Origin of the sequence: Chryseosolibacter histidinae, from assembly GCF_018598225.1 — a bacterium.
GTDB classification, from domain to species: Bacteria; Bacteroidota; Bacteroidia; order Cytophagales; family Cyclobacteriaceae; genus Chryseosolibacter; species Chryseosolibacter histidini.
Genome location: NZ_JAHESF010000050.1, coordinates 1 through 15,871, shown reverse-complemented (window position 1 = coordinate 15,871; position 15,871 = coordinate 1). Strand labels below are relative to the sequence as shown.

Below are 15,871 nucleotides of genomic sequence, written 5' to 3'. Positions count from 1 at the left end.
ACGATTTCGGTATCTGCATCTTGCCTACTGTCCATTTGCCTACTGCCTACTTATTTTGCTGGCTTCGAAGTCTTGCTTCATGCTTTGCCGGATCTTTCGGCGGTGCATGCCACCCCATTCTGCTAGTGCGTCGAGGATGGGGCGCACGGTGAGGGCGTAGTCGGTCAGCTCGTATTCGATCACGATCGGCTTTCCGGTGAACACCCGCCTTTTGACGAACCCATTCAACTCGAGTTCCTTTAGTTCTGCTGACAGCACTTTCGATGAGATGCCATCGATGGTTCGCTGCAGCTCATTAAACCGGCCCTTGCCGTGCATGAGCGCAACGAAGATGCGAAGCTTCCACTTTCCGCCAATGGCATACAGGGCATCGCCGATAGCCCCCAGTTGTGACTGGCATTCAACATCATTCAAAGCCGGATCCTGTTTTTCCTTTGCCATATAAGATCATTCCACCCACTTACAAAAAGGTAACTACTTACCTTTAGTAAAGCGCTTACTTTTGGTAAGCAAAAATACAGTGTTTTGTTGTTAAGTAGGAAAAACAAACTATAAATATGAAAAGGAAACTAACCACCGTCTATACACCCCATGCGCAGCCCGGATTTTTAGGGAAAGGGCACACCGCGCGACCGGTTGTTGCTGTGGACTTCGATCAGAGCGACCCGTTCATCATGCTCATGGATGACCGGCTGGAAAAAACAGACCACACACCCGTGGGAGGTCCGCACCCGCATGCAGGCTTCGAGACGGTAACGCTCGTTCTCGCCGGCGAGATCGGAGAAGGTGAACACGCGCTGAGATCCGGTGACCTGGAGATGATGACTGCCGGAAGTGGCATTGTGCATACCGAGACCATCTCGAAACCAGCTACGATGCACATCCTCCAGCTTTGGTTAAACCTTCCCAAACTTGAAAGGAAGGCACAACCGCGCGTACAACGCCTGAGCGCAGCGCATGTTCCTTTTAGATCTGAAGATGGAGTAGCCGTAAAAGTTTACAGCGGGGCTTTCGCAGGCCTTACGTCACCGCTGAAGAATCATACACCGCTGATACTCGTCGAGCTGAAACTGGACCCGTACGCGAAGCTTGAATCGGTTCTTCCCGCCAATTTCAGCACCTTTATCTATGTGATCGAAGGCGCCGCTGAAACGGGATCGGGGAATTATCTATTAACAGGCGATCAGGTGGGATGGCTTGACCGCAGTGCCCTTCCCGGCGAAAGCGAGCTGAACATCACTGCAGGAAAAGACGGCGCACGTCTTGTGATCTACGCAGCGGAGCCACAGCATCACGAGATCGTTTCTCACGGACCATTCATTGCCGATACGATGGAAGACATCCGGCAACTTTATGCGGATTACCGTTCAGGAAGGATGGGACATATCCATGATGTTCCGGAAGAACAGCAGTTTTCGTATTAAGGTGTTCGGGTGTGGGAACTAAGTTCCCAAGGGAGGCTTTGCTACGAACAAGGTTTTTAGAGCGCACGGAAGAAACTTCCGCGCCAGGGGCGGTCCGAATTTTGAATATCGAATATTGAACAAGGAATGTCGAATGCCGAAGTGGATCTGCTTCGGCATTCGACATTGGCTTTAGTTATGGTGGGGGAACTAAGTTCCCAAGGGAGATTTTGCTATCGAACCAGGTTTTGGAAGGCGCACAGAAGAAACTTCCGCGCTAGTGTGTGCGAAGAAACTTCCGCGCCAGGGAGTGCTTCGGCGCCGGCGGTGGAGTCGTCTTCAGACTGCTGATATTTTTCTATCTTCGTCCAGAATCCGTGAGACAATAAAAGAAGAGAGACAAAAGATCTGAAGTACAATGCCAGGACAAACAGCTGATATCGAGCAAATGATCGCTAACCTTCCCCGCGACGAGCAGGTGCTGGTGAAAAGATTGCGTGCCCTTGTTATGGAGTGCATTCCGCAGGCAACGGAGAAGGCATACTACGATTGGTCTATACCCTTTTATACAAGGAACCGGTTGATCTGTTTCATCTGGCCTCCATCGGTGTCGTGGGAATCAGCCGCTTCCTATGAAAAGCACAAGTCAAAAGGAGTGTCGCTCGGTTTTAACCAGGGGAATTTGATGTCGAACGAAGATGGCGTGTTGTTAGCCGAAGGGCGTAAGCAGGTCTATGTGATGTACTTTAAAAAGCTTAAGGATATCGATGAAGCCCAGGTGCGGGCGCTGCTGTTCGAAGCTGCGATGATAGATGAGCAGTTTGCTAAAAAGAAGAAGAAGAAATAGGTAGCGCGCCAGACGTTTGGGTGTGGGAACAAGTTCCCAAGGGAGATCTTGCTATCGAACGAAAGTTTTAAGGGCGCACGGAAGAAACTTCCGCGCTAGCGGAGGGTCAGGCGTTGTGCCTTTGTTCGTTTATGATACATGGCGTGTATCGCTAATAGTACAAGGCTTTACTGTATTATGCTGAAAATCATACGATCCGGGGGTTGGCACCATTTTGGCAAATGGTCGGGCTTTAACAAATAGCCATGCTGAAAAATTACTTCAAGACCGCCATCCGTAATCTTTTAAAGGAAAAAGCGAGCAGTTTGATCAACATCGCCGGGTTAAGCCTCGGCATAACATCGTGCCTCATACTTTTTCTGATATTGAAAGATGGCGCGAGCTACGATAAATATCACACCCACTACGAACGGATCTTTCGTGTGGTTTCAAAATCGAAGGATAATGGCAGAGACACTTTTACACAAGGCATACCTCCGGCACTTCCTGAAGCTTTCAAGAATGACTTCCGTGAGGCAGAAGAGGTGGTGTTCACTTCATACCGGCGAAACAGCATCATTGCGATTGAACAAACCGATGGTACTTTCAAAAAATTCGAGGAGCCAACCGGGCTTGTCATCACCACTCCGGCTTTCTTCAAGATCTTCGATCGCAACATGATCATCGGCGATGCGCTGAAGAGACTGGACGATCCCAACGAAGCCATCATATCCAGGAAATGGGCACTCCGTTATTTTGGTAAAGTAGACGCTGTAGGTGAGCTGGTGCGTTACGAAGACAACGATTACAGGATCACGGCGGTAATGGACGACTATCCGTCAACTACCGATCTACCCTTTGATCTGATGCTTTCTTACAGCACCGTAAAAAAAGCCTTTGATGAAAAGGGATGGGGCAATGTTTCTGATGCCGATAACTGCTATTTCCTGCTGAGAGAAGGTGAATCCATCGACAACATGAGGTCACACGTTGCTTCATTTAGAAAGAAGTACCTGGGAGACGACGACAACGCCGCGGAAAAAACTTATATACTACAACCGCTGAAAGATGTTCACACCGATACACGATTTGGCAACTACAATAAGAAGATGCCACCGGAGGCCAAGATCACCCTCACGGTCATCGGCGTTTTTCTGCTGATCATGGCCTGTATCAATTTCATCAATCTTACTACAGCCGAGGCCATGAAGCGAACAAAAGAAGTCGGGGTGCGCAAAGTGCTGGGGAGCTCACAGCTGCAGCTGATCATAAAATTTGTAGGCGAGACGTTCATTATTACCTTCATCGCTATGTTGATCTCGCTGTGTATCACCGAGCTCGCGCTGCGTTCTGTCAATTCGTTCCTGGATATATCCCTCAGCCTCGACTTGAACGATTCTCGTCTGTGGCTGTTCTTAATCGTGCTCATGGTACTGGTATCGATCCTGTCCGGGCTGTACCCTGCCATCGTGACAGCGCGCTTCAAGCCTGTACAGGTACTCAAAGGACAACTCCGCATAACAGGCCATTCGCGGTTCAGCCTCCGGCGCGGTATGGTGGCAACACAATTCTTCATCTCTCAGTTATTCATCATCGGCGCCATCGTGCTGGTAAGGCAGATGGATTTTATGGAAGAACAGTATCTCGGCTTCCGGCAAGACGCCATCATTTCCGTGCCGATCCCTGTGCGGGAAGGGCTTTCGCCAGTGAGCCGCATGCGCGCATTGAAAAATGAGATCCTCAGGCTCGAAGGTGTTGAAGAAGCCAGCCTTAATAGCAGTCCGCCATCATCAGCGGGGGTGATGAGCACAGGGTTCAAGCTCCTGGAAAAAAATGAAGAACTGAGCACGCAGGTAAAACTTGTTGATGGCGACTATATTTCTTTGTTCGACATCGAGCTACTCAGCGGAGAGCCTCTTAGCGACCTGGACACCATGACGGGTTTTGTGGTCAACGAAAAACTTGTAAAAACGGCGGGGTACGAAAGCAACGAAGCCATTATCGGCAAGATGATCGACTTCTGGGGAAAGCAGATTCCCGTGAAAGGTGTGGTGAAAGACTACAATACGCGGTCGCTGACCAAACCCATGGAGCCCGTGATCATGGTCAACGACAAGAAAAGTTATACGAACTTATCCATCAGGCTAAAGCCCGTTAACATGCAGGGATCGATCCTTGCCATACAGAAGCTATGGGAGGCTGCCTACCCGGAGCATATGTTTAAATATGATTTTCTCGACCAGCAGATCAGCCACCTCTACAGGGGAGAGCGTAAAATGAGCACGCTCATCACAACGTTCGCGTTCATTGCAGTTTTTATCGGATGCCTGGGGCTGTTCGGACTTGTTTCCTTCATGGCCAATCAGCGATCCAAAGAGATCGGTATCCGCAAAGTACTGGGCGCATCGGTCAACAACATCATTGTCCTCTTTTCAGGCGAATTCGCAAAACTTATCACCATAGGGTTTGTGCTGGCCGTTCCCATCAGTGTTTTCTTCCTTGATAAGATCCTGCAGGAATTTGCTTACCGGATCCACCTTGGGCCATTGATCTTCCTGGCCTCTTTGGCCATCACTTTCTTTATTGCCATGGCAACGGTTGGGTTACGGGCATTTAAAGCGGCCTCGATAAATCCGGTGAACTCGTTGAGATCGGAATGAGAAAGGGGTTGGGGGTGGGAACTAAGTTCCCAGGAGAGACTTTGCTATCGAACAAGGTTTTGAAAGGCGCACGGAAGAAACTTCCGCGCTAAGGAGAGGCTAGAGGCTCCGAATTTTTTTGAATATCGATTGAACAAGGAATGTCGAATGTCGAAGTGGGTGAGTGCTCCTTCGTAGTTCGACATTCGGTGTTTTAACCAGGCCCGTGTTTCGAACGGTTGCCTATTGCCCTATTTTCCTACTGCCTACTATTCAAGGGGGCTCCATACCTCCAGAAACCTACCCGTAACCAACAGAACTTACATTTATTATTGAAACCCTGATCTGCTGAAAAAGGCTATTTTTTAGCGTGGGAATGGAATGCCTTTTGATTGTGGCTTCAAAAAGTCATTTTTTCCAATTTTTGGTACATGGGATTCCAGAATTAGCTAAACCGCAATCCCGCAACGCCCTTTTCAGGCCCGCAAGGGCATTTGGCGCTGGAATTGACCTTAAGGCACCCCGTAAACAAACCAAAACTAACAACCCTATGTGGTCACAAATCCTACAACGGCTTTCAAACATTTTTAAAGCAAAAGCACACAAGGCGGTAGACCGGCTGGAGAATCCTGTCGACATGTCGAAGCTTGCTGTTGCCGAGCTTGAGAAAGCGATCAACGATGCAACGGAAGCTTTCTCCATCGCGCTTGCCAACCATAAGAAGTGGGACCGGGAGCTGCAGCAGGCAACGCTTGCGTCGGAAAGCTGGAAACAAAAAGCGAAGATGGCACTCGGCCAGGCAAATGAAGCGATGGCGAAGAAGGCGCTGACGGAGAAGTCGAACGAAGACCGGAAAGTGCTGGAGTATTCGGCAATCTTCCAGAAGTCGGAGAGCGACATCAAAGTGCTGAGGCAAAATCTCGATTCGTTGCAGACCAAGCTCAAAGAGATGCGCTCGAAGCAGACCATTCTCGAGGCCAAAGCGAAAAATGCGGAGGCGCAGGGAAAGATCGCGAAGCAGCTCCAGGGCATCGGCACGAGTGCGTTGTCGAACTTTCAGCGATATGAAGACAAGATCAACGAGATGGCAGACCAGAGTGAAGCATTACAGGAGTCGCTGTTCTCGCAGAAGCAGCTGGAGCGCGAGTTTGAACAACTCGAGTCTACGATCAACGTCTCTCACGAGCTGGAAACCTTAAAGCTTGAAATGACAACGGAAGAACAAAAGAAAAAAGAAGCACTGGAAGAACGGAAGCTGCAACAGGTGAAGATCAAACTCGACACACAAGCAACACCGGTAAAACCGGCGCAGGAACAAAAACAGATCGCACCACCGAAGGACGAAAAACTGAAACATTTCTTCGATGGTAAGTGATCAGGATTAACTGACCAGGATTAAAGTATCTCAGATGAACATGATTTTCAAATTCATCCGAGGATCTCAGAATGAAACAGACGGCTCGACGATCTGCCTTTAATCCCTGTAAATCATGTTAATCATGTATAATCAAAGTGAAACAATTTATAACCGAATATAACCAAACAACTATGTCTATCAATTTAAAAAAAGGTGGTTCTATCAACCTGACAAAAGCAAACCCGAAATTGTCGAAGATCTACATCGGTCTGGGATGGGAGCTGATGACGCAGTCGCTCGACCTGGATGCCTCGATGTTCGTGCTGGGCGCCAATGGTAAGTTATTGTCAGAGCAGCACTTCATCTTCTACAACAACCTGCGCACACCCGATGGCGGTATCGCACACCAGGGTGACAACCGTACCGGTGTGGGTGAAGGCGATGACGAGCTGATCCTGGCGAACCTGAAGCAGATCCAGCCCGAAGCGCAGGAGGTGCTGGTGTATGTTACGGTTCACGAAGCCACGGCACGTGCGCACAACTTCGGTAAGCTGAAGGACGCGTATATCCGTATCGTGGATGTGGAGAAGAAAGAAGAGATCGCCGTGTACGACCTGGACGCGGATGCTTCGTATGCCACGGAGGTGCTGTTCGGAAAATTGCGTAGGTCCGATGCCGCGAACTGGGAGTTCGTTGCCATCGGTGAAGGAAGTAACGTAGGTATTCAAGGTCTTGTAGACAGATATGTATAATATGAACCTGATCAAAAAAAGTGGTATCAATCTCGCGAAGGGCTCAAGCATTTCGCTGGAGAAAAAAGGGCGCGTGCTGTCGCAGGTGATGGTGGGCATCAACTGGGGCACGATCAGGCATCAGCTCTGGGGAATTACCTTCAGCAATACGGCGGTAGACCTCGACAGCTCGGTGGCCATGGTCAGCGGCAAACGTGTGATCGACAACGTGTACTATAAAAAGTTGCGTTCAACGGATGGTGCCGTACGGCATTCAGGCGACGACAGGGTGGGAGACCGGTACGGGGATGATGGCAGCGATAACGAGACCATTCATGTAAACCTGCGCACACTGAATCCCGAAGTAGATCAGGTGGTGTTTTACCTGAATTCTTTCGAGCAGCAGGCCTTCGAGACGATCCCGTATGCCAAGATCCGGATCATCGACTCCACGAATCCCAACGACCTCGAAGAGCTGGCAACGTTCAACGTGGCTACCGACAAGACCTTTAAAGGGTATGTGTCGATGGTGCTCGGAAAGCTTGTACGCACCAATTCGGGGTGGGACTTCAGGTCGGTTGGTGAGCCGATCCGTGCGCGGAACATTCCGGAGTGTATCCGGGATATCAGCGCGGCGTATGTTTAGTGGGTGAGCCCGGTGGTTGGTGGTTTGTTGGTGAAGACCAACAACGGCGAGGACACTGACAACGGCGAGGCGAGCGAAAACAGGCTGCCCCAGGTCGGGGCAGCCTTGTTGATTTGGTGCAAGTCATAGTCAAGTGGAATGACCGCCAGGGAAAGGAGGAGTAGCACAATAGCCTGGCTCAGTGAGGTGTCCGTTTATATTGGATGTCCATGCCCGTTTTTTTAACCGGCTTTTCGAGTTCGCGCTTGAGTGTTTTGCCGGGTGTTGCATTGTGACGAATCTCTACGGTGTTCTCAGTTTGATTGATGACCACCTGAGGTTTTTGTTCGGGAGACGTTGCTGCCTGTTCATTGATAACATCCGCCACCTGCGCTGCCACCAGCACATCCGTTTTCATTTGGAGCTGCTCGCCACGGTCATTGCCGGGCGCCGGTGCCTGCCACGTTTTAACGCCTTGCAAGCTGCTTTGCGATCTTTTAATGGTCTCTGGTCTTGACCTGCCCTCAAATGGTATAGACTCTTTGATTGTCTTTTGCTGTTGGTTCAGCCTGTTGAAGTCATTCAAATTTCCCATGTTGTCCACCTCGCTGGCTTGTTTCAGCGCTTTGATGTGCAGCACTGTGGCCGCATCACTGTCGTCAACCTTAATGGCACGCGTTCCACAATCGGATAATATTTTGAAGCGTTGTATTTTGTAAAAGTTCGCCGGGAGTGCGCTGCCCTGTGTGAGGCTATCGATGGCGTCGTTCAACTTATCTACATCCTGAAAAGAAGCACTTGTCAGGCGCGGTATCTGGTTCCGGAATGCGATGATCTTGCTGAGGTCGCGAAAGCCCGCCGCATGCTTATCGCCCTGGATAGAATCGTACCGGGCAAGCGCATGCGATGCAGTGGACAGGTTATCGTCATTTAAGAAGTCGCCTGCCGCCAATAGCAGCATATTGCGCGCAGCATCGAAGTTTTGCTTTTTCAGATACCCACCTGCCAGTAACACTTTAAGCGATGCCGTATTTTGCGTTTCCGGCGCACAGGCAATGGCTCTCTCGAGTTGAAAAATGCCATTGGCCGGGTTTGGCTGGTCCCATTCCTTTTTGGTAGCATAGATCACGCCGAGAGTTGTATGGAATTTTGCTATCGCTTTTCTATTGTTGCTACGGTAGGCTTCGCCTTTGCCGAAGAGTAATCTGTTCGCCAATGAATTGAATCGAATTCCACCGGGATCAATCGAGGGGTATCTCGCATATGCCACACCGAGGTTGTTGGCGGCCTCAAAGAAGATATCCGGCGATTCGCGATTTGTCGATACTGCGTCTTCATTTCGCCCGGCGATGATCTCGAATGCACGCAGGTATACGTCAACGCCCACCGCAATGCTGTCTTTCTCGATCAGCTGACCGCCCAGTTCCTGGAGGGCGCCGACGAATACTTCTATCGGTATGACGGTAAGATCGTTCGAGAGCTTCAACGGCACGTCACGGAGCCACCAGTCCATGCGAGGATAGCGCTCTGGATTTCTCCATACTTCCAATAGCTCCTGATAGGCTGGGTGATCCCAAGGGATGTCGAAGACCTTTGTGAAGTGTTTGTTCGCGGCCTGTCGTCTTCCCAGCAAGTTAACCCACCAGACGAATGCGCGCTCAACCTGTTTCTGTTGTGCTTCATCCTTATAATTTCGCCTGACCAGATCTGCCATCATCGTAGCTGCAACCCGGGTATGTCCGGTTTTACACATTTCGTTGCATAGTGTCAACACGTCATCGGGGCTGACATTAACACGGCGGTAAACATATTGAAGCCTGTCGTAAACGGGCTCGTTAAACGGATCATCTTTAATGGTCTGCTCGTAGAACCGCCGGGCGGAATCGTACTGTCCTGCCTGCATATACAAGTCGCCCAGGAAACTGCTATACGCAGGTAATTTCTCCTGTCTGTACGCCAGCTGCATCCTGGCAATGGCATCGGTGGTTTTGTTCTGTTGCGCGTACAGGATGGCAATATTCTGATGGAGGCTGCCGTTGCGCGGGGCAAGATCGCTGGCCCGCAGGTAGGTTGAGAGCGCGCGGGCCATGAGCTCCTGTTCTTTTACACTATCGGTCTCAACCGATGCCTCACGCTGGTATAAATATCCGCGAATGAAAAGAATTTCGGGCGCCTTAGATTTGGGTAACGATGCGCGTTCAAGGTTTTGAATGGCGCTTTCAGCGAGTTTCCACTCCTGTCTAGCAATGCTCATTTTTATGACATTCATGGTGCTGTCAAAATCATTTCTTTTCGAATGCTGGCCGTGCAGCGCCGGTTTGCAGGTTAGCAGCAGCGTGAAAGCAACCATCGGCGATAGAAGATATCTTTTCATCGGTTGTTGTAGTTATCGGTTGCCTCAGGCAGTGTCATCTTGAATACTTTGATTATCTGGATCCCTTCAAGGCCTTTGCAAATGTTGGAATTGAATTTATTCCTGTCGCCGGTCATCAGGTCAAGGACAATATTCTTCCTGAGGTCGCGCGACACGACTTCCGAGGAGAAAAGGACATAATTATTGTCCTTGTCCACGTGCTTCACTCTGAACTCCGTTCGTTCGCCGATGGTCATTTCCCTGTGCGTGACGTTGAGGATCCAATGTTGATTATTGAAGTCAGGGCGGGCCAAGTTGCCAATGGTGACATGCCCCAGCTGTTTTTCGATAAGCTCGTCTTTGTTGAAAGAATTTTTGAATGCGGTCATCAGTGTTGAAATGAAGTGGGTGGGTTCGTCTTTGAGGAAGTCCGAGTAGCGCAACATGTCTACGCAAGGCCAAAGGCAAGGGGAGGCGTTATCAGCGCCGGAGAGTAAGAGCTGAAACTTAATGCCATACAGCGGGCTGTTGTCCGTTTTTTTAAAGTTGATATGCAACACCTGCGACGAGGGTTTTTGTGTGCTGAACTGGAATACCAATACTCTTTCATTGAGGAAGGCTGCAATGCTATCGCCCACAATGCGTTCCATCTCCAGCATGGGCATTTTTAATCGATACTTGTTAACGATCTCATCATCGTTCAGCTGTACCTGCAATCGGATCACAGGCTTTTCCGCTGCATGTCCAGCCAACGCACAACTGATCAGGAGGAGCACAAGGATTTTTTTTCGATTCATGGGAGGAGGTTAACGTTTGGGAAGAAAGGTTACATAAAATTGTTTGTCGCCATCGATGATCAATGTATCAGGGACCTGTGATTGCTCATCGAGCAATGCATGCACGATCACGCGGTCGCCATTTACCAGGGGGCGGCCTGGCGTGTGATGTACAACTTCCTGCCAATCGTCGAGCATGACAGCAATCATGGAGTCGCGGCGCGAGGGAGGAAGCGGAAGGTCTTTGATGATCTTAGTTTTGATCATCTCCACCAGGCCGGTAGGCATCTTGTTTTCCTTGGTGCTGATGAGCAGCGAAGTTTTGTCATTGGCCTGCACGACGCGTTCATCATCCCGTATGATTGAAAATTTAACATCTTTATAAAAGCCGGGCCGCGCCAGAATGCCGACAAAAATGATTGGCTCCCGCTTAAGCGTGCAGAAAGTAGTATTCCATGGGTAAAGCCTTACCGTATCGGGCATATATCCGATGGCGTTTACATAATAAACCGATCCCCACGGCCAGATCAGCCTGGGAAAGCTAACAACAGCGCTTTTTTCAACGTCGCTGTAATCGTTTTCATCTATCACGCCGGAGGTAGAGACGTTCACCCGCGCCTCTTCCTCTGGTTCGAGCGTAACTGATGAAACAAAGAGGATGACCACCGCCAGTACACTGTACAGATACATCAGTCGCGTGCGATCCATGCACCACAGAAATATATTCCGGCGGGCTGCTGCAACGTCGTCTTCTTCCTGGCTGTTCATAAAGCCAGCGATGAAGGCCAGCACTGCAAAAAACGCCGAGGTAATCTGAACAATTCGCTGCGCCATCAATGACATGGTAATGTGCGTTGCAAACCAGTAGTTCGCAATCACCAGGGCGATGTACAACAAAAGCAATCGCGGCCAGTCTTTTTTAAGGCTGAAGGTTCTCGGTGGGGGCATGACGGTTCTCTTTTAAGTCGAGATAAAACAAAAAAACCCATCCGCAGACGATGTCGTCTATGGATGGGCTCATAAAATAAAGGTAGCTAAAAGTATCGAGATTACAAGGGCGTGCGCTGTGTCTCTGAATTATCAACCGCCTGCATGTTCTGGTGGATCATCAGCAATAGGGATCGAAATGGAAAGCCCGAAGTGCGTTGGAAGGAGCGGGGCCGGACTTGTAATGTAGAGCCCGGGCCGGAGGCATTGCCCTGGAAGTTCTTTAAAGTTTAAATCTCAGGGTGTTGGTTGGCGCTCTCCAAAGATAAAAAGTTTTCAAGCCTGTACCCCTTACCATGCACATTCGTTATTCTCAGCTCAGGGTCGCTGCTTAATTTTTTTCGAAGCTTAGAGACAAACATGTCGAGGCTGCGGCCGGTGATGACACCTTCGTTGAGCCACACTTTCTGCATCAGGGTTTCGCGTGGGATCAGCTCGCCGAAACTTTTGTGGAGCAGTTCGAGGACCTTGCATTCTTTGTCGGTGAGGCTGATCACCTCACTTCCTAATAACAAACGCTGGCCCTCCACATCAAATAAAAATTTCCCCAGCGAGGCCAATTCCTGAACGGACTCTTTTATGGCAGCCGGGTGTTTATCCTGTACACGCACCGGTTTAAAAACATTCCCGAAACGTACAATCAACAGCGTAACACTGAACATCACCAGCGTGCCACTGTAAATCAGGTTGATCAATGGAGATTCGGAGGTTGCCGGTTTGATCTCCTCACGTTTTGGATTGATTTCCTGTGAACCAGTTGATTTGACCTCTTCCGCGAGCTGTTCATTGTCAGCGTTGAAGATTGTTGCTTTGACTGCTTCAAGTTTTGGATTGGCTTCGGCAGCATCAACGTTAGCGGACCTGGGTTCTTTTGCCAGCTGGCCGATGTCAGTCTTCTTCTGTTCTATGCTCTTATAAAAATCAGGAAAGGCAAATTCGATGATGTAACAACCCACGGGCTCTTGTCTGCCCTTGCATGGCAGGAGGTCTGGTGAGGTATTGCTTACCAGGAAACCATAGATGATATCGGCTTCCTTGCAATCAAGTACTGTAACGGTGTAACCGGAAGGGAACTGTGTTTTTGGAAGCAGGCTCTGTGACAGCGCCATGGAGCGAGTCGTGGCTAAAAACGAATCCATTTTCGAACTCGAGCAGAAACGTGCCTTCTTTAGGCTCGGTCACCGGTAATACACGCGAGGTTGAGTCACCGGCCTGCAGCAGCAACCGATGGCCGATCAGACGGATCATCAGGTTCACCTGCTTCGCCCGCAACTCCCGGTCTGGGTGTTCTGTGAAAGACGAGGCGATAAAAAAAATGGCGGGCATCACTATGGCAATGCCGAAGCTCATTACCATCCGGTTATTCAAAAAGCCCTTAAAAGCAGAATTTACACGCATTTTACACTTCTTTTTACAGTTCATTTACAATGGGCAGCAACGTGGTTGCGTAGGTTTGGATACGTGAAGTTAAAACAATTTTTATTTATGAAATCTTTCAAAAAAATATCATTCGTTTATTCAATCGTCATTATTGCTCCTTTGTTCTCCGCTTACCAGGGACCCGCAGAACCGGAAAATGAAGACCGTGCGTCGGTAAGCTTCGTATACGCGGCCCATACCGCCAATGAAAAATATGTGATCGATACAAAGGAAAGTGTCGTAAAATGGAAATGTTCCATGGTATTTGCCAATAAGGGTGGTCATAATGGGTACGTCTCGCTGTCAAAAGGTGAATTGCTCGTTAAAAAAAGCCAGCTGGTGGGTGGCGCCGTTGAAGTGGACATGAATACCATTGCAGATGAGCGCCATGGGAGTGATAATAACCTTATCAACCATCTAAAAGATCCTGATTTTTTTGATGTCCAAAAATTTCCCACCTCGACATTCGCCATTACCAGGGTTGCGCCAGCAGACGGTGGAAATATAAACGTTACAGGAAACCTGACCATTAAAGGCATCACACGCGAAGTTACTTTTCCAGCCAAAGTAGAGGTCAATGGACGAACTGTTACTGCAAATGGCAAAGTGAGCATCGACCGGACCCAGTGGGATGTCCGTTACCGATCAGGGAAGTTCTTCGCCGATCTGGCTGACGAAGCCATTTCGGATAACATTGAATTCGATATGAAGATCGTAGCAAAAAAATAAGTCGCAATCCACAAAAAAGTAATAACTTTTGGTATCAGAATTCTTCTGAAGCATAGGCGGCACGTTATCAAAAACAACACTAACATGATGATGGGTAAATCTAACAGAACAATTATCCGCACCGTTTTCCTGGGTGTCTTTATCGCAACAGGGATCTTTAATGTCTCGTATGGACAAGCCAAAGCTGATAAGCTCGATAAGCTCGTAAGTGCATACGCTGACTATGGAAAATTCAATGGCTCAGTGCTGGTCGCTGAAAAAGGTCAAGTTATTTACAAAAAGGGATTTGGACTGGCTGATATGGAATGGGATATCCGCAACCAGCCCGACACAAAACACAGGTTAGGTTCCATCACGAAACAATTTACCGCCATGCTGATCATGCAACTGGTTGAACAAGGTAAATTGAAATTAGATGTTCCCATTTCCACCTATCTGCCTGACTACCCTAAAAAAAACGGAGATGTCATTACGATCCATCACCTGCTCACGCACAGCTCCGGAATTCCGAATATGACCGCGTTTCCGGGGTTCGTCAAGAACGTTATGCGTAATTCTTACAGTCCCCTGCAGCTTGTGACTACTTTTGCCGACTCAACGCTGCAATTCGAGCCCGGGAAAAAATTTGCCTACAGCAATTCAGGTTATTTAGTACTGGGTTACATCATTGAGAAAGTAACGGGTAAATCTTACGAGCAGGTTTTGCGAGAGAACATTCTTAGCCCGCTCAAAATGAATAATACCGGGTATGACCATCATGAACCTTTGCTGAAGAACCGGGCTCATGGGTATGAGAAAAATGGAAGGCATTATTTCAATGCAGGTTTTATTGACATGTCAGTTCCACACGCTGCCGGAGCCATGTATTCAACAGTGGAAGACCTGTATCTCTGGGATCAGGCATTGTACGGCAATCAGCTGCTGCGGAAGGAAAATATGGAGCTGTTATTTAAAAAACACATTCCATCAGGCGGAAGCTATTATGGTTATGGTTGGGGCATTGGTGAGATCGCCTTGGGGAACACAGCGGAGCGAATAGGGACCATTAGCCATGGAGGCGGGATAAACGGCTTTAACACACAGATCACCCGGATCCCCTCGGACAAATCATTCATTGTGTTATTGAATAACACGGGAGGCGCTCCTCTCAATGAAATGACCAATGCCATCGCCGCAATTCTTTATGACAAAACTTACGACCTTCCAAAAAGATCGGTTGCTTATTCACTGGCTGACAGGATAGAGAAAGACGGAATTCCGGCTGCGCTTGAATATTACAAAGGCATCAAAGATTCCGACGGGTACTACCTCAATGAAAACGAAATGAACGGGACAGGATACGAATTCCTGCAATCGGGTAAAGTGAAAGAAGCAGCAGCCATTTTTAAACTCAATACACAAGCGTTTCCCAAATCAGCCAATGTTTTTGACAGCTATGGTGAGGCACTGATGGCGCTTGGAAACAAAACAGAGGCCATCGAAAATTACAAGACCTCCGTCAGGTTAAATCCAGGTAATGAAAACGGCATCAAAATATTAAAAGACAATGGCGTAAAGACAGATGACCTGATCAAAAAAGTTCCTATCGAATACCTGAAACTTTTGGAAGGTGAATACATGAATGCTGATAACAAAGAATGGAAGATCAAATTTGATGTGACAGAAGGCATCTTGTATGGCAATGACAGGGGCTACCGGTATAAAGTACTTCCGGTTGGGGGAGAAGGAGCGTTTGTCAATCCGGATGATGGCGCTTCATTGGTATTCGATACCAAAGACAAGCATGCGATAACGATGGTGCTTTTTGGAAGGGTGAAGTTCAAAAAGGTGATATGAGAAAAGACTTTTAGGGAGAAAAACCGGCAACGTGCATTGGCAGGAGGGGGGAAGCAACAGACCAGATATGCCGGGTGATCGTTTGTTACAGCGAAAAATCATGACGGCGATTTTGGAGGTTTTTGATGAAAACTTTGATAACTTCCAAAATACAAATCGCCCTAAATGCCGCGCGTGTATTGCCGTACCC

The 15,871-nt window shown here is 48.7% G+C and carries 13 protein-coding genes; 8 read left to right on the top strand and 5 right to left on the bottom strand.

Annotated elements, in window-relative coordinates; genetic code table 11:
- Positions 1-39: 39 nt before the first annotated feature.
- Positions 40-441 carry a winged helix-turn-helix transcriptional regulator gene (locus KK083_RS28540; RefSeq protein WP_254169561.1) on the bottom strand — a complete coding sequence of 134 codons (402 nt, stop codon included), beginning with the start codon at positions 439-441 and terminating at the stop codon, positions 40-42.
- A 116-nt stretch (positions 442-557) separates the two neighbouring features.
- On the opposite strand from KK083_RS28540, the gene KK083_RS28535 reads away from it, so the two are divergent.
- The 6 genes from KK083_RS28535 to KK083_RS28510 all read left to right on the top strand — a co-directional run bounded on the left by KK083_RS28535 (position 558) and on the right by KK083_RS28510 (position 7,602).
- A complete protein-coding gene (locus KK083_RS28535; protein ID WP_254169560.1) occupies positions 558-1,424 on the top strand; it encodes a pirin family protein in 867 nt (288 codons plus the stop codon).
- A 397-nt stretch (positions 1,425-1,821) separates the two neighbouring features.
- Entirely contained in the window at positions 1,822-2,250 is a 429-nt protein-coding gene (locus KK083_RS28530; protein ID WP_254169559.1) for a DUF1801 domain-containing protein, read from the top strand.
- 245 nt (positions 2,251-2,495) lie between these two features.
- A complete protein-coding gene (locus KK083_RS28525) occupies positions 2,496-4,889 on the top strand; it encodes an ABC transporter permease (RefSeq protein ID WP_254169558.1) in 2,394 nt (797 codons plus the stop codon).
- Between the two features lie 529 nt (positions 4,890-5,418).
- Complete coding sequence (locus KK083_RS28520) at positions 5,419-6,243, top strand: PspA/IM30 family protein (RefSeq protein WP_254169557.1); 825 nt, start codon at positions 5,419-5,421, stop codon at positions 6,241-6,243.
- Positions 6,244-6,416: 173 nt separating this feature from the next.
- Positions 6,417-6,977: a TerD family protein gene (locus KK083_RS28515; RefSeq protein ID WP_254169556.1), complete on the top strand. Its 561-nt coding sequence runs from the start codon at positions 6,417-6,419 to the stop codon at positions 6,975-6,977.
- 1 nt (position 6,978) lies between these two features.
- On the top strand, positions 6,979-7,602 hold the full coding sequence (locus KK083_RS28510) for a TerD family protein (RefSeq protein WP_254169555.1): 624 nt from the start codon (positions 6,979-6,981) through the stop codon (positions 7,600-7,602).
- A 178-nt stretch (positions 7,603-7,780) separates the two neighbouring features.
- On the opposite strand, the gene KK083_RS28505 is transcribed toward KK083_RS28510, so the two are convergent.
- From KK083_RS28505 to KK083_RS28490, 4 genes are all read right to left on the bottom strand, one after another.
- On the bottom strand, positions 7,781-9,955 hold the full coding sequence (locus tag KK083_RS28505) for a tetratricopeptide repeat protein (protein ID WP_254169554.1): 2,175 nt from the start codon (positions 9,953-9,955) through the stop codon (positions 7,781-7,783).
- A complete protein-coding gene (locus KK083_RS28500) occupies positions 9,952-10,731 on the bottom strand; it encodes a hypothetical protein (protein ID WP_254169553.1) in 780 nt (259 codons plus the stop codon). The genes KK083_RS28505 and KK083_RS28500 overlap by 4 nt, the downstream gene beginning before the upstream one ends.
- 9 nt (positions 10,732-10,740) lie before the next feature.
- Positions 10,741-11,658 carry a hypothetical protein gene (locus tag KK083_RS28495; protein ID WP_254169552.1) on the bottom strand — a complete coding sequence of 306 codons (918 nt, stop codon included), beginning with the start codon at positions 11,656-11,658 and terminating at the stop codon, positions 10,741-10,743.
- A gap of 269 nt (positions 11,659-11,927) precedes the next feature.
- Entirely contained in the window at positions 11,928-12,806 is an 879-nt protein-coding gene (locus KK083_RS28490; RefSeq protein WP_254169551.1) for a winged helix-turn-helix domain-containing protein, read from the bottom strand.
- 118 nt (positions 12,807-12,924) lie between these two features.
- On the opposite strand from KK083_RS28490, the gene KK083_RS28485 reads away from it, so the two are divergent.
- Positions 12,925-13,845 (top strand): YceI family protein, encoded by a 921-nt coding sequence (locus KK083_RS28485; RefSeq protein WP_254169550.1) that lies wholly within the window; start codon positions 12,925-12,927, stop codon positions 13,843-13,845.
- A gap of 84 nt (positions 13,846-13,929) precedes the next feature.
- On the top strand, positions 13,930-15,681 hold the full coding sequence (locus KK083_RS28480; protein ID WP_254169549.1) for a serine hydrolase: 1,752 nt from the start codon (positions 13,930-13,932) through the stop codon (positions 15,679-15,681).
- The last annotated feature ends 190 nt before the right edge of the window (positions 15,682-15,871 follow it).